This window comes from Synechococcus sp. MU1642 (assembly GCF_020514115.1).
GTDB lineage: Bacteria > Cyanobacteriota > Cyanobacteriia > PCC-6307 > Cyanobiaceae > Parasynechococcus.
On sequence record NZ_VTKZ01000003.1, the window covers coordinates 81,381 to 101,439 of the forward strand.

The 20,059-nt window shown below is 62.3% G+C and carries 22 protein-coding genes and 1 riboswitch; of the genes, 12 read left to right on the forward strand and 10 right to left on the reverse strand.

Translation table 11 applies throughout. The features are described from left to right. Nucleotides 1–23 precede the first annotated feature (23 nt). Nucleotides 24–1,532 carry a lysine--tRNA ligase gene (gene lysS / locus FZZ85_RS04425; protein ID WP_226412628.1) on the forward strand — a complete coding sequence of 503 codons (1,509 nt, stop codon included), beginning with the start codon at nucleotides 24–26 and terminating at the stop codon, nucleotides 1,530–1,532. 27 nt (nucleotides 1,533–1,559) lie between these two features. Continuing rightward, complete coding sequence (locus FZZ85_RS04430) at nucleotides 1,560–1,823, forward strand: hypothetical protein (RefSeq protein ID WP_006851112.1); 264 nt, start codon at nucleotides 1,560–1,562, stop codon at nucleotides 1,821–1,823. Nucleotide 1,824: 1 nt separating this feature from the next. Here the strand turns inward: FZZ85_RS04430 and FZZ85_RS04435 are convergent, their stop codons facing one another. Genes FZZ85_RS04435 through egtB form a run of 4 tightly spaced genes read right to left on the reverse strand, consistent with a single transcriptional unit; the run spans nucleotide 1,825 to nucleotide 4,665 of the window. Beyond that, entirely contained in the window at nucleotides 1,825–2,304 is a 480-nt protein-coding gene (locus tag FZZ85_RS04435; RefSeq protein ID WP_226412630.1) for a hercynine metabolism protein, read from the reverse strand. Beyond that, nucleotides 2,301–2,534: a hercynine metabolism small protein gene (locus FZZ85_RS04440; protein WP_226412632.1), complete on the reverse strand. Its 234-nt coding sequence runs from the start codon at nucleotides 2,532–2,534 to the stop codon at nucleotides 2,301–2,303. The genes FZZ85_RS04435 and FZZ85_RS04440 overlap by 4 nt, the downstream gene beginning before the upstream one ends. Nucleotides 2,535–2,566: 32 nt before the next feature. Continuing rightward, on the reverse strand, nucleotides 2,567–3,520 hold the full coding sequence (gene egtD / locus FZZ85_RS04445; RefSeq protein WP_226412634.1) for an L-histidine N(alpha)-methyltransferase: 954 nt from the start codon (nucleotides 3,518–3,520) through the stop codon (nucleotides 2,567–2,569). Further along, a complete protein-coding gene (gene egtB / locus FZZ85_RS04450) occupies nucleotides 3,517–4,665 on the reverse strand; it encodes an ergothioneine biosynthesis protein EgtB (RefSeq protein WP_226412636.1) in 1,149 nt (382 codons plus the stop codon). Before egtB ends, egtD begins: the two co-directional genes overlap by 4 nt. Before the next feature lie 78 nt (nucleotides 4,666–4,743). Here egtB and FZZ85_RS04455 point away from each other — a divergent pair, with 78 nt between their 5' ends. Continuing rightward, nucleotides 4,744–5,661 (forward strand): hypothetical protein, encoded by a 918-nt coding sequence (locus FZZ85_RS04455; RefSeq protein WP_370631133.1) that lies wholly within the window; start codon nucleotides 4,744–4,746, stop codon nucleotides 5,659–5,661. Here FZZ85_RS04455 and smpB read toward each other — a convergent pair. Then, nucleotides 5,655–6,155, reverse strand: a complete 501-nt coding sequence (gene smpB, locus FZZ85_RS04460) for an SsrA-binding protein SmpB (RefSeq protein ID WP_115009647.1) — start codon at nucleotides 6,153–6,155, stop codon at nucleotides 5,655–5,657. The two genes, FZZ85_RS04455 and smpB, sit on opposite strands and share 7 nt — an antisense overlap. 50 nt (nucleotides 6,156–6,205) lie before the next feature. Here smpB and ruvB point away from each other — a divergent pair, with 50 nt between their 5' ends. The 6 genes from ruvB (at nucleotide 6,206) to thiC (ending at nucleotide 11,616) form a co-directional block, all read left to right on the forward strand. Then, complete coding sequence (gene ruvB, locus FZZ85_RS04465; protein WP_226412638.1) at nucleotides 6,206–7,252, forward strand: Holliday junction branch migration DNA helicase RuvB; 1,047 nt, start codon at nucleotides 6,206–6,208, stop codon at nucleotides 7,250–7,252. Further along, nucleotides 7,249–8,013 (forward strand): tetratricopeptide repeat protein, encoded by a 765-nt coding sequence (locus FZZ85_RS04470; RefSeq protein WP_226412640.1) that lies wholly within the window; start codon nucleotides 7,249–7,251, stop codon nucleotides 8,011–8,013. The genes ruvB and FZZ85_RS04470 overlap by 4 nt, the downstream gene beginning before the upstream one ends. Before the next feature lies 1 nt (nucleotide 8,014). Then, nucleotides 8,015–9,196, forward strand: coding sequence for an amidohydrolase (locus FZZ85_RS04475; protein WP_226412642.1), 1,182 nt, complete (start codon nucleotides 8,015–8,017; stop codon nucleotides 9,194–9,196). Continuing rightward, nucleotides 9,193–9,420 carry a DUF3188 domain-containing protein gene (locus FZZ85_RS04480; protein WP_226412644.1) on the forward strand — a complete coding sequence of 76 codons (228 nt, stop codon included), beginning with the start codon at nucleotides 9,193–9,195 and terminating at the stop codon, nucleotides 9,418–9,420. Before FZZ85_RS04475 ends, FZZ85_RS04480 begins: the two co-directional genes overlap by 4 nt. Continuing rightward, nucleotides 9,417–10,031 (forward strand): HEAT repeat domain-containing protein, encoded by a 615-nt coding sequence (locus tag FZZ85_RS04485; RefSeq protein WP_226412646.1) that lies wholly within the window; start codon nucleotides 9,417–9,419, stop codon nucleotides 10,029–10,031. Before FZZ85_RS04480 ends, FZZ85_RS04485 begins: the two co-directional genes overlap by 4 nt. Before the next feature lie 29 nt (nucleotides 10,032–10,060). Then, nucleotides 10,061–10,167: riboswitch (TPP riboswitch) on the forward strand. Between the two features lie 45 nt (nucleotides 10,168–10,212). After that, nucleotides 10,213–11,616 (forward strand): phosphomethylpyrimidine synthase ThiC, encoded by a 1,404-nt coding sequence (thiC, locus tag FZZ85_RS04490; RefSeq protein WP_186494270.1) that lies wholly within the window; start codon nucleotides 10,213–10,215, stop codon nucleotides 11,614–11,616. A 135-nt stretch (nucleotides 11,617–11,751) separates the two neighbouring features. Here the strand turns inward: thiC and tkt are convergent, their stop codons facing one another. From tkt to acpP, 3 genes are read right to left on the reverse strand one after another with little or no spacing between them, the layout of a single operon-like run. Further along, complete coding sequence (tkt, locus tag FZZ85_RS04495; RefSeq protein ID WP_226412648.1) at nucleotides 11,752–13,761, reverse strand: transketolase; 2,010 nt, start codon at nucleotides 13,759–13,761, stop codon at nucleotides 11,752–11,754. Nucleotides 13,762–13,815: 54 nt separating this feature from the next. After that, nucleotides 13,816–15,063, reverse strand: a complete 1,248-nt coding sequence (gene fabF / locus FZZ85_RS04500; RefSeq protein ID WP_226412650.1) for a beta-ketoacyl-ACP synthase II — start codon at nucleotides 15,061–15,063, stop codon at nucleotides 13,816–13,818. Nucleotides 15,064–15,071: 8 nt separating this feature from the next. Next, nucleotides 15,072–15,314, reverse strand: a complete 243-nt coding sequence (gene acpP, locus FZZ85_RS04505) for an acyl carrier protein (RefSeq protein WP_011363161.1) — start codon at nucleotides 15,312–15,314, stop codon at nucleotides 15,072–15,074. Between the two features lie 146 nt (nucleotides 15,315–15,460). On the opposite strand from acpP, the gene psaC reads away from it, so the two are divergent. Continuing rightward, nucleotides 15,461–15,706 (forward strand): photosystem I iron-sulfur center protein PsaC, encoded by a 246-nt coding sequence (psaC, locus tag FZZ85_RS04510; RefSeq protein WP_006850103.1) that lies wholly within the window; start codon nucleotides 15,461–15,463, stop codon nucleotides 15,704–15,706. 54 nt (nucleotides 15,707–15,760) lie between these two features. Beyond that, nucleotides 15,761–17,650: a glutamine--fructose-6-phosphate transaminase (isomerizing) gene (glmS, locus tag FZZ85_RS04515; RefSeq protein WP_226412652.1), complete on the forward strand. Its 1,890-nt coding sequence runs from the start codon at nucleotides 15,761–15,763 to the stop codon at nucleotides 17,648–17,650. Between the two features lie 3 nt (nucleotides 17,651–17,653). On the opposite strand, the gene FZZ85_RS04520 is transcribed toward glmS, so the two are convergent. After that, entirely contained in the window at nucleotides 17,654–19,114 is a 1,461-nt protein-coding gene (locus FZZ85_RS04520; protein ID WP_226412654.1) for a mannose-1-phosphate guanylyltransferase/mannose-6-phosphate isomerase, read from the reverse strand. A 75-nt stretch (nucleotides 19,115–19,189) separates the two neighbouring features. Beyond that, complete coding sequence (rimM, locus tag FZZ85_RS04525) at nucleotides 19,190–19,723, reverse strand: ribosome maturation factor RimM (RefSeq protein ID WP_226412918.1); 534 nt, start codon at nucleotides 19,721–19,723, stop codon at nucleotides 19,190–19,192. Between the two features lie 55 nt (nucleotides 19,724–19,778). On the opposite strand from rimM, the gene FZZ85_RS04530 reads away from it, so the two are divergent. Beyond that, entirely contained in the window at nucleotides 19,779–19,964 is a 186-nt protein-coding gene (locus tag FZZ85_RS04530) for an NAD(P)H dehydrogenase subunit NdhS (RefSeq protein WP_226412656.1), read from the forward strand. The last annotated feature ends 95 nt before the right edge of the window (nucleotides 19,965–20,059 follow it).

Below are 20,059 nucleotides of genomic sequence, written 5' to 3' on the forward strand. Positions count from 1 at the left end.
TGGCGCCCGACTGACCTGCTTCTGTGTCTGAGCTGCGCGACACCCGTCTGGAAAAGGCGAAGATATTGGAGGAGATGGGGCAGGGTCCCTATGCCCTCACCTTCAACCTCAGCCACCGCATGGCTGAACTGCAGGAGACCCACGCCGATCTACCCAAGGGGGAAGAGCGGGACGTGCGTGTTTCCGTGGCGGGACGGGTGATGACCCGCCGGGTGATGGGAAAGCTGGCCTTTTTCACCCTGGCTGATGAGACGGGCTCCATCCAGCTGTTTCTGGAGAAGGCGGGTCTGGAGGCCCAGCAGGAGGGATGGTTCAAACAGATCACCGCGTTGGTGGACAGCGGCGACTGGCTGGGGGTGAGCGGCACCTTGCGTCGCACCGATCGCGGTGAACTGTCGGTGAAGGTGAGCGACTGGCGCATGCTCACCAAGGCATTGCAGCCTCTTCCTGACAAGTGGCATGGTCTGGCCGACGTGGAGAAGCGCTACCGCCAGCGTTACTTGGATCTGGTGGTGTCTCCCGACAGCCGGGAAACGTTCCGGCGCCGGGCTCGCCTGGTGAGTGGCATTCGTCGCTGGCTCGATCAGCGCGATTTCCTCGAGATCGAGACCCCCGTGCTTCAGAGCGAACCTGGTGGTGCTGACGCTCGACCGTTTGAGACCCATCACAACGCCCTCGACCTGCCTCTCACCCTGCGGATTGCCACCGAGTTGCACTTGAAGCGCCTGGTGGTGGGTGGTTTTGAGCGCGTGTATGAGCTCGGCCGGATCTTCCGCAATGAAGGGGTCAGCACCCGCCATAACCCCGAGTTCACCTCGGTGGAGATCTATCAGGCCTACAGCGATTACCTCGGGATGATGGAGCTCACCGAGCAGATGGTCAGCGCGGTGTGCCAAGAGGTCTGCGGCATAACCACCATCACCTATCAGGGCACCGAGATCGATCTGGCACCCCCGTGGCGGCGAGCCACGATGCATGATCTCGTGCAGGACGTGACGGGGCTTGATTTCAACAGCTTCAGCAGCCGGGAGGCTGCGGCGGCGGCGATGGCCGCTAAAGGCTTGCACGCCCCTGAGCTGGCCGACTCGGTGGGCCGTCTGCTCAATGAGGCCTTTGAGCAAGCGGTGGAGACGACCTTGATTCAGCCCACCTTCGTCACCGATTACCCGGTGGAGATTTCGCCCCTGGCTCGCCCCCATCGCAGCAAGCCCGGCTTGGTGGAACGCTTTGAATTGTTCATCGTTGGCCGCGAGCACGCCAATGCCTTCAGTGAGCTCACCGATCCCGTGGATCAACGCCAGCGCCTTGAGGCCCAGCAGGCGCGCAAGGCGGCGGGTGACTTAGAGGCCCAGGGGTTGGACGAGGATTTCGTCACGGCCCTGGAGGTGGGCATGCCCCCCACCGGAGGTTTGGGGATCGGCATCGACCGGCTGGTGATGCTGCTCACCGATAGCCCTTCGATTCGGGACGTGATCGCCTTCCCGCTGCTGCGGCCGGAGTCCCGCAAGGGAGAACCACCCTCAGTGGAATAATGGGAGAAGTGGCATGGTTCTATCCCCATGAGTGGAGAACGCGTCGGGTTTCGCTTCAAGCACGCTGATGCCGTGGTCAAGCGGAATCCCCAGGGCCGTTCCCGCCGGGGATGGGTGATGGAGCCTGTGGAGCAGACCACCAGCCGTGGTACCAAAATGCCCGCCTACCGCATCCGCTGGCGCGACAGTGAGCGCCCGGAAATCGTGCTTCAGCACATGTTGATCGCTGATCCGGATCCCACACCTCCGCCCGAGGGGGTCAGTCTGGAGCCACCCGCGCCCAAGGCCTGACTTAACTCAGCCCAGCGTCGCGGCGTAGTTGTTCAAGCTCCTGTTCTGCTTCAAACAACGCCCAGTCTTTTTCCAGTGTTGAAGGGCTGGGCGTTTGCTTTTGCTGGTGAAGCTCCTGCAGCTGTCCCTCCACCTCGTTGAAGCGGCGTCCCAGATCCTCCAGGTCGGCCCAGAGGGCACGGCCCTGGTTCATCAGGCTGGTGAGATGTTGTTCGGCTCGCCCGGCTAGATCGGCTGCGCCGGCTGCCTTGGCACGCTCCACCCGGCTGCGCCAGGCCCGTACGTCCTCGGCCAGCCTCAGCAGCTGCTGGCGTTGCTGCATCGCTTCGCCCTGCAGTTGCTGACGTTGCCGTTGCAAGGCTGCCGCCCGATCATTCAGGTGCTGTTCGCTGAACAGGTGCTCCTGGACGGGATTGTTGCGCAGAAAGGCGGAGAGCCGGGCGTCCAGTTCTCGCTCCAACTGCTCCAGCCAGCTGCTCATGCCTCGCCTGGGGTGGTGATCACCGGTTTTTCGATCTCTTTCTCCAGGGGTTCGATCGCGGCCGTTTTGGAGTTGAGGATCATCTGGGTGAGTTGCGCTGCTTTCACTTCTCCCACTTCACCTTCCAGTTCTCCCAGGCGATCGAAGGCCGCCATGTAGACCGCCTCTAGGTCTTCGATTAGCTGCTCACGCTGTCCTTTGATGGCCTGACGCCGTTCGTCTGATTTCATGCCGCCTGAGCTCCTGGGAGCAATGTCTGGGCTCAGTTTGCCGGCAAAAGCAGATGCAGAGCGATCTGCTGGTGTGGATCGGTCCAGCGTCGTTGGATCCGCCAGCCGGCCTGGGCTGCGAGGGCGGCTGCTGCGTCCGGGGAGTATTTGACGCTGTGTTCGGTGATCCAGGTGTCGCCCTGGCGAAAGAACCAGGCCTCACCGCCCAGCTGCACGGTCTGGTCCTGCGTGCTCACCAGTGCCATTTCAATGCGCTGTTGCTTTGCCTGCCAGTGGGCCCGATAGCGGAATTGCGTGGGATCGGCATCGCCCTGGAGTTCGCGGTTAAGCCGCTGCAGCAGGTTGCGGGCGAAGGCGGCGGATACGCCTGCGGCATCGTCGTAGGCGGCCTCCATTAGGGCCGGCTCGCGGGGTTGATCCAGCCCCATTAGCAGCGGCCCTCCAGCCAGCAGCTGCCGGGCATTGCGCAGAAAGTCAACAGCCTCCTCTGGAGTGAAGTTGCCCAATGAGCTGCCAGGAAAGAAGCCGATGCGTCGTTGGCCGTCCAGGCCGGGATGCTGCGGTAGCTGCTCCAGCCGGGTGTGGTCACAGCAGATACCCACCATGGCGGTGTTGGGGTGCCGGGCCGCGAGGCCGGAGAGGGCCTCCTTCAGGGCGCTGAGGCTGATGTCCAAGGCGGCGAAGACGCTGCTGCCAAGAGCTGTGAGCAGCGGATCCACTTTGCGGGCGTTGCCGATGCCGAATTCCACCACCATCCCGGGGCCCGTGGCGGCGGCGATGGTGGCTGCGTTGTTTTCTAACAGGGCGATTTCGCGTTGGGTGAGCGTATATTCCGGCTGCCGGCAGATCTCGGCGAACAGCCGTGATCCCTCGGCGTCATAGAGCATCCAGGCCGGCAGTTGGCGAGGGCTGCGCTGCAAGCCATCCCGAACCAGGCGCTGTAGATCCGCCGGGGGCGGGTGGAGGTTGAGCAGGCTGATGCTCATCGGGCCAGACGGATGCCGGCCGCCATCCAGCGGCTCGCTGGCGGGAAAAAATTGCGGTAGCTGTTGCGCTCGTGGCCCGGGGGCGTGAGCCAGCTGCTGCCGCGTAGCACCATCTGGGAGCTCATGAATTTGCCGTTGTATTCGCCGATGGCCCCTTCCACTGGGCGAAAGCCGGGATAGGGGCTGTAGGCACTGGCGGTCCACTGCCACAGCACCCTGTGGGCGTGCTGCATGGCAGCGCCATGCAGGCCAAGGGCGTGTTCCCATTCCGCTTCGGTGGGGAGCCGGGCACCGCTCCAGCGGGCATAGGCGTCCGCTTCGAACCAGCTCAGATGGCGCACCGGTGCCTTGGGGTCGTGGCGGCGGCGGCCCGCCAGGGTGAATTCGTGGTTGTACCCCCGCCAGTAGCGCGGCGCCTGCCATCGGTGCTGTTGCACCAATGCCCAGCCTTCACTCATCCAAAGTTCGGGCCGTTGATAGCCCCCATCGGCGATGAAGCCGGCGTAGCCGGCGTTGCTTACCAGACAGCTGCTCAGCTCAAACGGCTCCATCCACACCCGGTGCCGCGGCGTCTCGTTGTCAAAGTGGAACCCCTCGCCCTGGTGGCCGATCTCCGTCAGCCCGCCGGGGCAGGCCAGCCACTGTTCCTCCTCCAGGGTCACAGTCAGCTCAGCTTCAAGGTTGTAGACGGGTTCCAAGGGCTGGCGGTTGAAGCCATCCAAGAGGTCCATCAGCAGCAGTTCCTGGTGCTGTTGCTCGTGCTGCAGGCCGAGCTGCACCAAGACCTCAACTTCTTTAGGCGGCTCCTGCAGCAGTACCTCCAGACCGGCATCGACTCTTTGGCGCCAGGCCAGCACCGCGCCGATGGCCGGACGGCTGAGCAGCCCTCGCTGCGGCCGGGGGTGACGCGCTCCGACGGCGTCGTAATAGGAGTTGAACTGATAGCTCCAGAGCGGGTCGCAGGCCTGATGTCCAGCTGCATGGGGGTGCAGCACGAAGGTGTCGAAGAACCAGTTGGTATGGCCCAGATGCCATTTGGGTGGGCTGGCATCGGCCATCCCCTGGAGCATCAGGTCTTCAGGTTCCAGAGGTGCGATCAGTGCTTCGCTGCGGCGCCGCACCGCCAGCAGAGTGTCCAGCAGCACGAGCCCGATCCATCCTTCGCGGACCCTAGGGGGTGCAGCAAACCATCGGTACCATCAGCCCTCCATTTATTTGCGCTCGTGCCTGAGCCCACAAATTCGCAGCGAACAAGCCGTGCGCAAGCTCGCGCGCAGGGAGCGGAGGGTCGTCTCTGGCCCGTGGTGATCGCTCTGGGTCTTTTGGCGCTGGTGGGTTCCGCGATTGGATGGTTCCTGCTTCCCCGCAGTTCACCCGTCGACACTGCGCCTGATCGTGCGGTTCAGCAGCCTGCCGTCAGATTGCCGTCAGAGGAGTTTGATCAACGTGAGCAGCTGTACAGCCGCTTGCGGATGCTGCAGGTGGATCGCAGTTGGTTTATTGAGCTTGTTGATGCCAGCCAGCTCAGCACGGAGTCGCAGCAGGATGCGCCGTTTCGCAGGGTCTGGACCGAGCTGGCCGAGCAATGGCTGGCTCGGATTGCCTTGCTGCCGCCGGCGATTCGGGCCCAGTTGGGGCGTCTGAGGGCAGGGGACTGGCAGCAGCCGCGTCAGGCGCTGTTGAAACAGGGCGTTCATCCGCGGGTCGTGGAGCATCTTGTGAGTGCTGGAGCCCAGGATCTGCTGCCGGTGACCATGCGCGGCCGGAAACCCGCCGACCCCTTCCTTCAGCTCTGGATTGCAGCGGCGCTTCAGAGCCTTGATGAAGTCGAGATCGTGCGGCTCAGTGCGCGCCCGCTGGAACCCACCAACACGTCGTTGCGTATCTCGGCCGGTGGCGCGCGTTTGGTCCTGGTGGAGGCTCCAGCAGGTAATGCCGTGGCCCTGGGCATCAACGGCACACCGCTGATGCAGATGATGGTGTTCGGCGTCAATGGGCAGGTGGCGGAGGAGAGTGGCCCCCTGCGGGTTGCTCGGATTGCGCCGGACGCGGGCTCGCCGCTGCAGGTGTTGGTCACCAACCAAGGGGTCTCTTCGAGTCTGTTCACCCTGTCTTGTCGAGCGGACCCGCTCGATCAGTAGCGCTCCATCGCCGCTTTCACATCCTTTTTGGATTGCTTTTCCTTTTCGGCGGCGCGCTTGTCGTGCAACTTGCGACCTTTGCCCAGACCAATGGTGAGTTTGATCCAGGACCCCTTTAGGTGAATGTTGAGGGGGATCAGCGTCAGGCCTTTCTGATCCACCAGGCCGCGCAGTTTGTCGATCTCACGGCGATGGGCCAGCAGTTTGCGGGTGCGCAGTGGGTCGTGGTTGAAGTAGCTCCCGGCGTGGGTGTGGGGTGAGATGTGCACGTTGTGCAGCTGAAGCTCTCCATTGCGGATCAGGCAGAAGCCATCGCGCAGGTTGGCTTTGCCGTTACGGATCGACTTCACCTCGGTGCCCACCAGCTCGATGCCGGTTTCCAGGGTTTCGAGAATCTCGTACTGGTGCCGTGCCTGTCGGTTGTCCGCCAGCATCCTATTGGCGGCGGCCCGTGCTGCGGCTGCGGCTGCTTTTTTCGCTCCTCCCTTGGCCATGGCTGCGGCTGCGTCTTCCGACCCTATCCAGGTCTGGGTACCCTGCCCGCATGGCGATTGTCTCTTCCAGTTCAGGTCGCAAGCCACCACGCCGCCCTGAAGCGCTGGTGGACTCCCAGCCGGCTCCTGAAGAGGCGGTGAGTCGGCCGGAAGATCAGTTGAGGCCTCAGCGCCTCGACGACTACATCGGTCAGAGCGAACTCAAGCAGGTGCTGGTTATTGCGGTGCAAGCGGCGCTTGGCCGCGGCGATGCTCTTGATCATGTTCTGCTCTATGGCCCGCCGGGTTTGGGCAAAACCACCATGGCCATGGTGTTGGCCGGGGAAATGGGGGTGCAGTGCAAGGTCACCAGTGCACCGGCCTTAGAACGCCCGCGCGACATCGTTGGTTTGTTGGTCAACCTGCAGCCACGTGATCTGCTGTTCATTGACGAGATTCATCGCCTGAGTCGCGTGGCGGAGGAGCTGCTCTACCCGGCGATGGAAGACCGTCGCCTTGATCTCACCGTGGGCAAGGGCAGCACAGCACGAACCCGTTCCCTCGACTTGCCGCCGTTCACGCTCGTAGGTGCCACCACCCGTGCCGGATCGCTGAGCTCCCCGTTGCGGGACAGGTTTGGCCTGATCCAGCGGTTGGAGTTTTACGGCCAGGATGATCTGGAAGCGATCGTGGAGCGTACCGCCGGGCTGATCGGGGTCACCCTCACACCGCAGGCCCGCAGCAGCATTGCGGCCTCCTGCCGCGGTACGCCCAGGATTGCCAACCGCCTGCTGCGCCGGGTGCGGGATGTGGCCAGCGTGCGCGGTGGTAGCCGTGGCGCCATTGATCAGGCACTGGTGGGAGAGGCCTTGAGCCTGCACCGTGTTGATCATCGGGGCCTCGATGCCAGCGATCGGCGCTTGCTGCAGCTGCTGATCGACCAACACGGTGGCGGCCCAGTGGGTCTGGAGACTCTGGCGGCTGCCCTTGGCGACGACCCCGTCACTTTGGAGACTGTGGTGGAGCCGTTTTTGCTGCAGCAGGGGTTGCTGATGCGCACTCCCCGCGGCCGGATGGTTACGGATGCGGCCCGCAGTCATCTGGCCGAGACAGCATGAACTGGTTTCTCGTCCTGGTGCTGAGTCTTGTGCTGGCCCTGCCGGTGCAGGCCCTCGACCTGCAGGGTCTCTATGAACAGGCGCTGACAGCAAGCCGTCAGGGGGATTTTGTGGAGGCGCTGCCCCTGTGGGACCGCTTTCTGGAGCAGGCCCCAGAGGACGCAGCAGCGCTGAGCAACCGCGGCAATGTGCGTCTGGCCCTGGGGGATGTGTCTGGGGCCATCAAAGATCAGAGCGCTTCGATTGATCTGGCGCCTGAGGAAAGCGACCCGCATCTGAACCGGGGCACGGCAGAGGAAGCGCTTCAGGACTGGTCTGCTGCCGCGGAGGACTATCTGTGGATCTTGGAGCGTGATCCGCAGGATGCCTCAGCCCTCTACAACCTGGCCAATGTGCGCGGCTCGCAAGGGGACTGGCCTGGGGCGCGAGAGCTTTATGGCCAAGCGGCCTTCGCTCGCCCCGGCTTCGCCATGGCTCGCTCAAGCGAGGCCCTGGCGGCCTGGCAAGGGGGAGACCTCGATTGGGCGGAGGCGGAATTGCGCAAACTGATTCGTCGCTATCCCTTGTTCGCCGACGCTCGGGCGGCCCTTAGCGGCCTGCTCTGGCGTGAAGGATCCAGTGGTGAAGCCGAAAGCCACTGGGCCGCGGCGGCCGGGCTGGATCAGCGTTACCGCCAGGCCGACTGGCTGCAGCAGGTGCGCCGCTGGCCACCGCAGCCGACGGCGGACCTGATGGCGTTCCTGGCCTTGGAGGCGTCTTGAGATGACCCAGGTGGCGGCCCTTTCCGATCGACTCAGCCGTGAGCTGCCTGAGCTGCTGGAGCTGCGCCGGCATCTGCATGCCCACCCTGAACTCAGCGGTGAAGAACACCAGACGGCTGCGCTGGTGGCCGGTGAATTGCGTCAGTTGGGTTGGCGTGTGCGCGAGGGTGTTGGCCGCACGGGGGTGCTGGCCGAATTGGGTCCTGACCACGGCCCCACGGTGGGCTTACGGGTGGACATGGATGCCTTGCCGGTGGAGGAGCGCACCGGTCTGCCCTATGCCTCCACCCGCCAGGGCTTGATGCATGCCTGCGGCCATGATTTGCACACCTGCACGGGCCTGGGGGTGGCGCGTTTGCTGGCCCAGGAGCCGAGTTTGTCGGCTCGGGTGCGCTTGCTGTTTCAACCCGCCGAAGAGCTGGCCCAGGGGGCGGTGTGGATGCGGGATGCGGGGGCGGTGGAGGGCCTCAATGCTTTGTATGGCGTGCATGTGGTCCCGAATCTTCCGGTGGGCACCGTGGGGATCCGGCGGGGCTGTCTCACGGCGGCGGCCGGCGAGCTGGAAATCCTGGTGCAGGGAGAGGGCGGCCATGGTGCCCGTCCCCATCAGTCGGTGGATGCTGTTTGGCTGGCTGCTCGGGTGATCACAGAGCTTCAGCAGACCATCGCCCGCCGCTTGGATGCATTGCATCCGGTGGTGATCAGTTTCGGCAAGGTGGAGGGTGGTCGTGCCTTCAACGTGATTGCCGATCAGGTGCGTTTGCTGGGCACGGTGCGCTGTCTGGATCTGCAGCAGCACGCCCTGCTGCCGGACTGGATCGATGAGACGGTGCAGGGAATCTGTGCCAGCGGCGGTGGTTCGGCTGTGGTCAATTACCGCTGCATTGCACCACCGGTGCACAACGACCCGGAGCTCACGACCTTGCTCGAACGTTGTGCAGTGGATTGTCTGGGCCGCGACAAGGTGCTCCCCGTAGAACAACCCTCCCTGGGGGCCGAAGACTTTGCTGAGCTGCTTCGGGATGTGCCGGGAATGATGGTGCGGCTGGGGGTGGCTGGGCCCGAAGGGTGTGCGCCGCTGCATAACGGAGCTTTCGCGCTGGAGGAAGACGCCCTCGGTGTTGGCATTGCGGTGCTCACAGCCACCGTGCTGGCGTGGATCAAGGAGAACACCTCGGCATGAACCAACGTCGTGCGCTGATTTGGGTTTCTCTTGGGGCTCCGTTGCTGGTCCTGCTCGCGTTGCTGGCCACAAACCAGCGTCAGGGTAAGGACCGGGTGCAGGTGCTCCCTGCGGTGCTTGTGGGTTCGGGTCTCATCATTAGCAGCGCCCTCGGTCGGCAGCGCCGCCGCGCCAGGCTGTTGGCCGATCTTCAGCGGGCGCGCATCCCCGGCGGCAACCCATGAGCGAGACCCATCCGCAAAGTCCTAATCTCGAAGAGGTTCGCCAGGCCATTGCCAGTGGTGATCCCGTGAAGGCGATGCCCGCGATCACTCAGCTGCGCCATTGTCCCGATGCTGAGGCGGTGCCGTTGTTGGTGTTGGGCACCGAGCAAAAGCCCTTTCTGGTGCGCTCCTTGAGTTGCAGCGGTCTTGGCTACAAGCGCACTGAGCAGGGCTGGAATGTTCTGAGTGCGTTGGTCAGGGCTGATGAGGACCCGAATGTGCGGGCTGAAGCGGCCAATGCCTTAGCCAGCTATGGGGTGGAGCGGGCCTGGCCCTTGCTGCGCTTGGCTTTTGAAGCTGATGCCGCCTGGTTGGTGCGCTGCAGCATCTTGTCGGCCCTGGCAGAACAGCCGGAGATCGATCTCACCTGGCTGCTGGAGCTGGCCACCATGGCCATTGTTGATGCTGACGCCATCGTGCGGGTCAGTGGAGCCGAGATCCTCAGTCGGATTGTCCGGGAAGGGGGCAGCGACCCCATCGCGGTGCAGGCCAGAGGCCTGTTGCACTCCCTGCAGCAGGACAGCGATCACCGCGTAGTGGCTGCCGTGCTCAATGGTTTGCAGGTCAGCTGAACGCGGCTGGGCAACGCTTGCTAGCGTTCAACCATCACTAGGGGTGTCCGGGTTTCATCATGAACTTGGACTGAGATCACACCCTCCGAACCTGATTCCGGGTCATGCCGGCGCAGGGAAGTGTCTGAGCGTGATCCACGGCCAAACGTCGACCCCTGGGCTGTCCGTCGCACCTCAGATCATGCGCGCTTCCTGGGTTGAGTCCCGTAAGGGTCAGGCCAACGTCTCTCAGATGCACTACGCCCGCCAGGGCGTGGTGACTGAAGAAATGGCCCATGTGGCGAAGCGGGAGAACCTGCCCGAGTCGCTGGTAATGGAAGAAGTGGCCCGGGGACGGATGATCATCCCGGCCAACATCAACCACACCAATCTGGAGCCGATGGCGATCGGCATTGCCAGCAAGTGCAAGGTGAACGCCAATATTGGCGCCTCTCCCAATGCGTCTGATGCTGCCGAGGAGGTGAAGAAGCTGAAGCTGGCGGTGAAGTATGGCGCCGACACCGTGATGGATCTCTCCACTGGCGGCGTCAACCTCGATGAAGTGCGCACCGCGATCATCGGTGCATCTCCAGTGCCGATCGGCACCGTGCCGGTCTATCAGGCCCTCGAGAGCGTCCACGGCTCGATCGAGAAGCTCGATGAAGACGACTTCCTCCACATCATCGAGAAGCACTGCCAGCAGGGCGTTGATTACCAGACCATCCACGCAGGCCTGCTGATTGAGCACCTACCCAAGGTGAAAGGCCGCATCACCGGCATCGTTAGCCGTGGCGGCGGCATCCTGGCCCAGTGGATGCTCTATCACCACCGTCAGAACCCCCTCTACACGCGGTTTGACGACATCTGCGAGATCTTCAAGCGCTACGACTGCACCTTCTCCCTCGGTGATTCGCTGCGCCCCGGTTGCCAGCACGATGCGTCTGACGCCGCTCAACTGGCTGAACTGCACACACTTGGCGAACTGACGCGTCGCGCCTGGAAACACGATGTTCAGGTGATGGTCGAAGGCCCTGGTCATGTGCCCCTCGATCAGATCGAGTTCAACGTGAAGAAGCAGATGGAGGAGTGCAGCGAAGCGCCTTTCTATGTGCTCGGTCCCCTGGTTACAGACATTGCCCCTGGTTACGACCACATCACCTCAGCCATCGGCGCGGCCATGGCTGGTTGGCATGGCACGGCGATGCTCTGTTATGTGACGCCGAAGGAGCACCTCGGTCTGCCCAACGCTGAGGATGTGCGAGAAGGCCTGATCGCCTACAAGATCGCTGCACATGCGGCCGACATTGCGCGACACCGTCCCGGCGCCCGTGATCGTGACGACGAGCTCAGCCGGGCCCGCTACAACTTCGACTGGAACAAGCAGTTTGAGCTGTCCTTGGACCCAGAGAGGGCCAAGGAATATCACGACGAAACCTTGCCTGCTGATATCTACAAGCAGGCTGAGTTCTGTTCCATGTGCGGACCGAAGCACTGTCCGATGCAGACCAAGATCACCGATGAGGATCTCGAAGGTCTGGAAAAGGTGCTCGAAACCAAATCTGGCGCTGCAGAGCTCACTCCGGTCAAGCTCGACAAAGCTGATTGATTGCGTTGTCTGAATTCAGCTGTTGGCCCGGCGTCCTCTTGGACGTCGGGTTTTTTGTGTAAGGCCATTGGCTTATGGCATAAAAAAAGACCCCCTGCCGAAGCAGGAGGCTTTGTCGTTGAAGTGTTCTGGTGATCAGCCGAGCAGAGCCTTGGCTTTGGCTACCACGTTCTCTACCGTGAAGCCAAATTCCTTGAGGCAGGTGCCGCCGGGAGCTGAAGCACCGAAGCGGTTCATGGTGACGCTGTCGCCATCGAGACCGATGAAACGGTGCCAGCCAAAGGATTCAGCCGCTTCCACCACCATGCGCTTGCGCACGGCGTTGGGGAGCACCTCTTCCTTGTAGGTGTCGGTTTGCTCGTCGAACAGTTCGACGCAGGGCATGGATACCACGCGCACTTTCTGGCCTTCGGCGGTGAGTTGCTTGGCGGCTTGGACGCAGAGGTCAAGCTCTGTGCCGGTGCCGATCAGGATCAGATCAGGGGTGCCTGCGCAGTCCTCGAGCACGTAACCGCCTAGTGCCACCTTTTCGATCGAGGAGTTGGCCTGGTTGGCCATGCCCTGACGGCTGAGGCAGAGGGAGCTGGGACGATTTCGGTTTTGGATCGCCACCTTGTATGCACCACTGGTTTCGTTGCCGTCGCCAGGGCGGAACACCAACATCCCTGGCATCGCGCGGAGCGATGGGATGGTTTCGATCGGCTGGTGGGTGGGGCCGTCTTCGCCGACGCCGATCGAGTCGTGGGTGAGCACGTAAATCACACCCAGCATGCTCAGGGCAGACAGGCGCATGGAGCCGCGCATGTAGTCGGCAAACACCAGGAAGGTGCCGCCGTAAGGGATCAAACCACTGTTGTGATACGCAATGCCGTTGAGGATGGCCGCCATGGCGTGTTCGCGCACACCGAAGTGCAGATAGCGCTTTTCGGGGCTGCTGGCCTGATAGGAGCCGGTCTCGCCCTTGATGTCCGTGTAATTGGAATGGGTGAGGTCAGCGGAGCCGCCAATGAGTTCGGGCAGGTTGGGACCCAATGCACCCAGGCAGATCTGGGAGTGCTTGCGGGTGGCCAGGCCACCATCTTCCGGGGTGTAGGTGGGCAGGTCCTTGTCCCAACCCTCGGGCAGCTCACCGCGCAGCATCCGCTCGAATTCGGCGGCTTCCGTGGGGTACTTGGTGCGGTAAGCAGCCAGGGTCTGGTTCCACTCAGCCTCGAGGCTGGCGCCGCGGTCGATTGCCTTGCGGAACTGGTCGTAGGCGTCCTGGGGGATTTCGAAGGGGGCGTAGTCCCAACCCAGTTGCTGACGGGTTAGTGCGGCTTCCTCTTCACCCAGAGCAGCACCGTGAACACCCGCGGTGTCGGCCTTGTTGGGGGAGCCGTAGCCGATGATGGTGGTCACCTTGATGATCGATGGCTTATCAGTGACGGCCTTAGCGGCTTCGATCGCCTTGGCGATGCCATCCACATCAGTGTTGCCCTCGGCCACGTGCTGCACGTGCCAGCCGTAGGCCTCGTAACGCTTCAGAACGTCCTCTGTGAAGGACACATCGGTGCGGCCATCGATGGTGATGCTGTTGTCGTCGTAAAGGGCGATCAGCTTGCCCAGCTTCAGGTGGCCGGCAAGGGAGGCTGCCTCTGAGGAGACGCCTTCTTGGTTACAGCCGTCACCCATCACCACGTAGGTGTAGTGATCCACCACGGTGGTATCGGCCTTGTTGAACTTGGCGGCTAGATGGGATTCAGCGATGGCCAGACCCACAGCGTTGGAGATGCCGGCACCCAGGGGGCCGGTGGTCACCTCAACCCCGGGGGTTTCAAAGGTTTCGGGGTGACCGGGAGTCTTGGAGCCCCACTGGCGGAACTGCTTGACGTCTTCGATCGTCACCGAGTCGTAGCCAGTGAGGTGCAGCAGCGCATAGAGCAGCATGCAGCCGTGGCCAGCCGAGAGCACGAAGCGGTCGCGGTTGAACCACTTGGGGTTCTTGGGGTTGTGCTTGAGGAACTTGTCCCAAAGCGCGTAACCCATGGGTGCGCAGCCCATTGGCAGGCCGGGGTGGCCGCTGTTGGACTTGTTGATGGCGTCGACAGCCAGCATCCGAATGCTGTTGATGCAGAGCGTGTCGAGTGACGCGGGCGCAGCGACCATGGTGTTAGAGGGAAAAGTTGGAGCGATTTTGACGCACGGCGTGAGCGCGGAGGCTCAGCTGGCGCGTTTGAAAGCCAGGCAGACGTTGTGGCCGCCGAAGCCGAAGGAGTTGGACAAGACGGTCCCGAGTGTCTGATCCCGCGCCGTATTCGGCACGACATCCAGATCACAGTCGGGATCCGGGGTGGTGTGGTTGCTCGTGGGGGGCACGACGCCGTGTTGCAGCGCCAGCACACAGGCCACGGCCTCGATGCCGCCGGAGCCACCCAGCAGGTGACCGGTCATTGATTTGGTGGAGCTCACTGGAATCTGTAGCGCTCGGTCGCCCAGGGCGCTCTTAATCGCCGAGGTTTCGTTCTTGTCGTTTGCCGGGGTGCTTGTGCCGTGGGCGTTGACGTAGTCAATTTCCGAAGGATCAATGCCGCCATCGGCCAGGGCCAGGCGCATGGCCTCGGCACCACCCACACCACCCGGTGTGGGTGAGGTGATGTGGTGGGCATCGCAAGTCATGCCGTAACCCACAACTTCGCCGAGGATCGTGGCGCCACGGGCCTGGGCGTGCTCGAGGGTTTCAAGCACCAGCACGCCGGCACCCTCCCCGATCACAAAGCCATCCCGCTCCTTATCGAACGGACGGCTGGCCGTCGCAGGATCGTCGTTGCGGAACGATAGGGCCTTGGCGCTGGCGAAGCCGGCCACCCCCAGGGGAGTTATCGCCGATTCGGCGCCACCGCACACCATCGCGTCAGCCTTTCCCAGCTGCAGCAGCCGGAAGGCATCGCCAATCGCATTGGAGCCGGCAGCGCATGCGGTAGCCACTGCGGAGCTGGGCCCCTTGGTGCCCAGTGCAATGGCAGCAAGGCCAGTGGCCATGTTGGGAATCATCATTGGAACCGTGAACGGGCTCACCCGTCCAGGTCCACGACCCTCAAGCACGTGGGCTTGGGTCTCCATCGTCAGCAGACCGCCGACACCGGAGCCGATGATCGTGCCGATTCGATTTGCGTTCGCATCGTTGATCTCAAGGCCGGCATGAGCCACAGCCTGTTTGGCCGCTACGACGCCGAACTTGCAGAACCGATCCCAGCGCTTGGCTTCCTTCGGTTCGATGAAGCCGGAAGGATCGAAATCCTTCACCTCCGCCGCAAAGCGACAGGCGTGCTCGGATGCATCGAACAGGGTGATGGCTTCAACTCCGTTCTTGCCGGAGGTGAGGCCGTTCCAGTAGTCCTGAACCGTGTTGCCGATCGGTGTGACCGCGCCGAGGCCGGTGATGACGACGCGATGGAGACCATCCACCATTGCGTTGCTCAGGCCTGCTTGTCTTCGATGTACTTGACGGCGTCCCCAACGGTGGTGATGCCTTCAGCGGCTTCGTCGGGAATCTCGATGTCGAAGGCCTCTTCCAGGGCCATCACGAGCTCCACGGTGTCCAGAGAATCAGCACCCAGATCGTTCTGGAAGTTGGATTCGGGCTTCACTTCGCCGGAGTCAACGCTCAGTTGCTCCGCAACGATCGAGCGCACCTTTTCGAGAATCGCTTCCTGGGACATAGCCGTGGCAACGGGACGCTGCATCCTACGGGCACGCCTTCAGTGTCTCCACACCAACGACTGCGCCGTTAACAACGGTGACGGCCTGGCCATGGACCCCCGAGGGACGGGTACGTTTGCCGCAAGCCTTCGTATGCATCGGGCACATGTCCCACGCCGTCAAGATCTACGACACCTGCATCGGCTGCACCCAATGTGTGCGTGCCTGCCCTCTCGACGTGCTTGAGATGGTGCCCTGGGACGGCTGCAAGGCCGGCCAGATCGCTTCATCCCCCCGCACCGAAGATTGCGTTGGTTGCAAGCGTTGTGAAACGGCCTGCCCCACCGACTTCCTCAGCATCCGCGTTTACCTGGGAGACGAAACAACTCGCTCCATGGGTCTGGCCTACTGATTTGCCCCGTTTCACCTCATAAGCTCGGCCCGGCTTCAGCCGGGCTTTTTTTGTATGTGCGGAATCGTTGCCCTGGTGGGTTCCCGAGAAGCGGCGCCTCAGCTTCTGGAGGGCCTGCGGCAGTTGGAGTACCGCGGTTACGACTCGGCTGGGATCGCCACGGTGGCAGCCCAGGGGCAGCTGACCTGCCTGCGGGCCAAAGGCAAGCTGCGCAACCTCACCGCCTCTTTTGAAGCAGAGGGGGCACCCGGCCGATGCGGAATCGGCCATACCCGTTGGGCCACCCACGGCAAACCGGAAGTGCGCAATGCCCACCCGCACCGCAGTACTGACGGGGCGGTGGCTGTGGTGCAGAACGGAATCATTGAAAATCATCGTGCCCTGCGGGAGCAGCTGGAAGCTGCCGGGGTGGTCTTCCAGTCGGAGACCGACACCGAGGTGATTCCTCACTTGCTGGCAGCGGAGCTGCAGCAACTACAAGCCGAAGCTGGAACACCCGGGGGTGGCTTGTTGCTGGAGGCTTTGCAGCGGGTATTGCCCCAGCTGCAGGGGGCCTATGCCCTGGCGGTCATCTGGGATCAGGCGCCGGGGGCTTTGGTGGTGGCCCGCAAGGCTGCACCGCTGTTGATCGGCTTGGGGGAAGGGGAGTTCCTCTGTGCCAGCGACACGCCGGCCCTGGCGGGCTTCACCCGCACGATCCTCCCGATGGAAGACGGCGAGGTGGCTTTGCTCTCACCCCTTGGCGTTGAGCTCTACGACGCGGCAGGAGCGCGCCAGCAACGCATGCCCACCCAGCTCAGCGGTGTGGACCACGTGGCGGACAAGAGGGAGTTCCGTCACTTCATGCTCAAGGAAATCCATGAGCAACCGGAGACCGCAGAACTTTGGGTGGCGCGCCATCTGCCCCAGGGCATATCAGCCGAGCAGCCGGTGGCGCTGCCGATGGATGAAGCCTTCTATGCCGGCATTGAGCAGATTCAGATCCTGGCCTGCGGCACCAGCCGCCATGCCGCGATGGTGGGTGCTTATTTGCTGGAGCAGTTCGCTGGGATACCCACGTCGGTGCACTACGCCAGTGAATTTCGCTATGCGCCGCCGCCGCTGGCCCCCCACACCCTCACCATCGGTGTGACGCAGTCTGGTGAAACGGCAGACACCCTGGCTGCTCTGGCCATGGAGGCGGAGCGGCGCTTGGCCAATGGGGATCCAGCGTTTGCTCCCCGTCAATTGGGAGTGACCAACCGTCCGGAAAGCTCCCTCTCACGTCAGGTTTCGCACATTCTCGATATCGGGGCCGGCATTGAAGTTGGCGTGGCGGCCACGAAGACGTTCCTCGGCCAGCTGCTGGCCTTCTATGGCCTAGCGATGGCGTTTGCCGCCCGTCGTGGGTCTCGCTCCGCAGCGGAGATCAAGGTTCTGGCGGATGAGTTGCGCAGCTTGCCCCGGCAGTTGCGGCAGTTGGTGGATTTGCACGATCAGCGTTCCGAGTCGCTAGCCCATCGCTTCGCCGACACCCAAGATGTCATTTTTCTCGGGCGGGGAATCAACTATCCGATCGCCCTCGAGGGGGCGTTGAAACTCAAGGAGATCAGTTACATACATGCCGAGGGCTACCCCGCCGGTGAGATGAAGCATGGTCCGATTGCCTTGCTGGATTCCCACGTGCCGGTGGTGTCGATCGCCGTGCCCGGTCTGGTTTTTGAGAAGGTACTCAGTAATGCGCAGGAGGCCAAGGCCCGCGATGCCCAATTAATCGGTATTGCTCCCCAGGGGCCCGACACCGATCTGTTTGATGAACTTTTGCCAGTGCCCTCGGTCAGCGAATGGATCAGCCCCTTGCTCACCGTGGTGCCTATGCAATTGCTTAGCTATCACATCGCCGCCCATCGAGGCCTGGATGTGGATCAACCCCGCAACCTGGCCAAAAGCGTGACAGTGGAGTGATCCTCAGCTCACATTAATTCTCATATCACTACGGCCATAACGGTCTTGGAAGCGCACGATGTCGTCTTCGCCGAGATACGTGCCGCTCTGGATCTCGATCAGTTCCACCGGGATCCGGCCTGGGTTAGATAGACGGTGTTTGCATCCCATTGGGATGTAGGTGCTCTGGTTTTCCCCCAACAGTTGCTCTTCGCCATCGCGTTCCACCAGGGCCGTGCCCTTCACCACAACCCAGTGTTCAGCACGATGGTGATGCATTTGCAATGAGAGGCTCGCGCCGGGTTTCACTGAAATTCGCTTCACCTGCCAGCGGTTGTCTTCAACGACACCGGTGTAGTGACCCCAGGGGCGATATATCTTTCGATGCGCCTTGCCCTCTGGACTGCCCGCGGCCTCCAGTTGCTTCACCACGGTCTTGATCTCTTGGGCTTTGGAGCGATCCGCAATTAAGACGGCATCGTCGGTTTCCACCACTACCAGGTTTTCAACCCCCAGCCCAACCACTAGACGGTGTTCGCTCCGCAGATAGCAGTCGCGGCTGCCCTCGGCGATCACGTGGCCCTGCAGCACATTTCCTTGGGAATCCCGTTGTTCTGAGGTTTCCCAGAGCGCGCTCCAGCTGCCGACGTCGCTCCAGCCTGCATCCAGCGGAAGCACACTGCCTAGTTTTGTTTTTTCCATCACAGCTACGTCTATGGCCACGTTGGGGCACTTCGCAAATGCTTCCCGCTCCAGCCGATGGAATTCCAGGTCAGCCGTGTCTTGCTCGAGAGCTGCTCGGCAGCAGCTCACCAAATCTGGAGCCAGCCGCTCTAATTCAGCCAGCATGGCGCTTGCGCGGAACAGGAACATGCCGCTGTTCCAAGTGAAGCGGCCGGTCGCCAAAAACTGTTCTGCTGTGGCCTGATCGGGCTTCTCTACAAAGCGCTTGATCGGTACATGCGAGGGTCCATCAAGGGAGAACGGTTCGCTGGCCTCGATGTAGCCGTAGCCGGTTTCCGGTGCCGTTGGAACGATTCCAAAGGTCACCAGGCGCCCTTCTTCGGCGGGCCTACGGCCGGCGTTGATGGCTTGTCGGAATTGGGCGGCATCGCGGATCAGGTGATCCGCCGCTAGCACAAGCATCAGAGGATCTTCGCCATCGGCAGTGGCCTGTAGTGCGGCCACCGTTACTGCCGGGGCAGTGTTGCGGCCCATCGGCTCAAGCAATATCGCGGTCGGTTCGATCCCGATCTGTCGCATCTGCTCGGCCACAATGAAACGGTGGTCTTCGTTGCAGATCAGTAGAGGAGACGCCAGGGCCTCCAGACCATGGAGCCGTTGCTGGGTCAGTTGCAGCAGAGTCGCGTCGCTGTCGCCACTCAATGGCCAGTATTGCTTGGGGTAACTAGCCCGTGAGAGCGGCCACAGCCGTGTGCCGGTTCCTCCGCAGAGGATCACAGGAATCAGCTGTGTGGCGGCCATCACGTCCTGAAAGCGGTGATCCAGATTCGCTTGCCCCAGGGGCTTCTGTCGATGGCCTGGGAGTGGAGGATTTTTTTAGAGCTCTAGCAGGCCAGGTGGTGGGGTGAGCAGCAGCCAGCCGTCCTCGAGCTTCACCTCCGGCACGATCGCCTCCACGAAAGGGATTAGCAGCTTGCGGCCGTCATTTGTGGTTACTTCCAGCAGGTCATTGCCGCCGCTGATTAGGTCGCTTACTGTGCCGATTGCAGGGCCATCGGTCGTGAGCCGTGCTTTCAGACCGACCAAATCGAGCAGGTGAAACTCTCCATCCTCGAGTTCGGGCCGGTCATCTACTGACACCAGCAGTTCCTGTCCCACAAGTGCTTCGGCGGCGCTTCGGTTGTCGATTCCCTCGAAGCGCACCACAAATAACGATTTGCCTGGCAGTTGCCGGCCTTTCTTCAGCTGGATCTCCGTAGGCTCACCCCCCCTGGGGCTGCGCAGCCAACGTGGCCCCGGTTCCGTAAAGCGCTCGGGGAAATCACTGGCGGGGTTGACTCGCAGTTCTCCCTGGAGCCCTTGAACCCCAACGATCTTCCCGACGCTTAGCCAGTCTTCGCTCTCCACCATGCCATCTGTCGCATACTCTGCCGATAATGACGCCAGATCTGTCCACGAACGAGCCATGGCGTCTACACCTGCTCCGATCCTTCCCGGCACCACCGTGACCGTGGCCGATGCCACCTCCATCTACAACGGCTACACAGGCTTCGTTCAGAGGATCAGCGGCGACTGTGCGGCAGTTTTATTTGAGGGTGGCAACTGGGACAAGTTGGTGACTATTCGTTTGAAAGACCTTCAGCCGGCCTAAGGAGACGGACAAGGCCTTCTTTGTAACAGCGCCGTCATATTCGGGTGTTTCTGCTGAGTGTTTTGGCGGTCTTGGGGGAGTCTGATCACATTGGC

Coding starts and splice junctions, on each gene's coding strand:
- FZZ85_RS04520 (WP_226412654.1), bottom strand. CDS start 19,114: ATGGCCGCCACACAGCTGATTCCTGTGATCCTCTGCGGAGGAACCGGC.
- FZZ85_RS04475 (WP_226412642.1), top strand. CDS start 8,015: ATGACCCAGGTGGCGGCCCTTTCCGATCGACTCAGCCGTGAGCTGCCT.
- FZZ85_RS04485 (WP_226412646.1), top strand. CDS start 9,417: ATGAGCGAGACCCATCCGCAAAGTCCTAATCTCGAAGAGGTTCGCCAG.
- FZZ85_RS04530 (WP_226412656.1), top strand. CDS start 19,779: ATGGCGTCTACACCTGCTCCGATCCTTCCCGGCACCACCGTGACCGTG.
- tkt (WP_226412648.1), bottom strand. CDS start 13,761: ATGGTCGCTGCGCCCGCGTCACTCGACACGCTCTGCATCAACAGCATT.
- acpP (WP_011363161.1), bottom strand. CDS start 15,314: ATGTCCCAGGAAGCGATTCTCGAAAAGGTGCGCTCGATCGTTGCGGAG.
- FZZ85_RS04430 (WP_006851112.1), top strand. CDS start 1,560: ATGAGTGGAGAACGCGTCGGGTTTCGCTTCAAGCACGCTGATGCCGTG.
- FZZ85_RS04480 (WP_226412644.1), top strand. CDS start 9,193: ATGAACCAACGTCGTGCGCTGATTTGGGTTTCTCTTGGGGCTCCGTTG.
- glmS (WP_226412652.1), top strand. CDS start 15,761: ATGTGCGGAATCGTTGCCCTGGTGGGTTCCCGAGAAGCGGCGCCTCAG.
- smpB (WP_115009647.1), bottom strand. CDS start 6,155: ATGGCCAAGGGAGGAGCGAAAAAAGCAGCCGCAGCCGCAGCACGGGCC.
- FZZ85_RS04440 (WP_226412632.1), bottom strand. CDS start 2,534: ATGAAATCAGACGAACGGCGTCAGGCCATCAAAGGACAGCGTGAGCAG.
- ruvB (WP_226412638.1), top strand. CDS start 6,206: ATGGCGATTGTCTCTTCCAGTTCAGGTCGCAAGCCACCACGCCGCCCT.
- fabF (WP_226412650.1), bottom strand. CDS start 15,063: ATGGTGGATGGTCTCCATCGCGTCGTCATCACCGGCCTCGGCGCGGTC.
- egtD (WP_226412634.1), bottom strand. CDS start 3,520: ATGAGCATCAGCCTGCTCAACCTCCACCCGCCCCCGGCGGATCTACAG.
- rimM (WP_226412918.1), bottom strand. CDS start 19,723: ATGGTGGAGAGCGAAGACTGGCTAAGCGTCGGGAAGATCGTTGGGGTT.
- FZZ85_RS04470 (WP_226412640.1), top strand. CDS start 7,249: ATGAACTGGTTTCTCGTCCTGGTGCTGAGTCTTGTGCTGGCCCTGCCG.
- thiC (WP_186494270.1), top strand. CDS start 10,213: ATGCGCGCTTCCTGGGTTGAGTCCCGTAAGGGTCAGGCCAACGTCTCT.
- psaC (WP_006850103.1), top strand. CDS start 15,461: ATGTCCCACGCCGTCAAGATCTACGACACCTGCATCGGCTGCACCCAA.
- FZZ85_RS04435 (WP_226412630.1), bottom strand. CDS start 2,304: ATGAGCAGCTGGCTGGAGCAGTTGGAGCGAGAACTGGACGCCCGGCTC.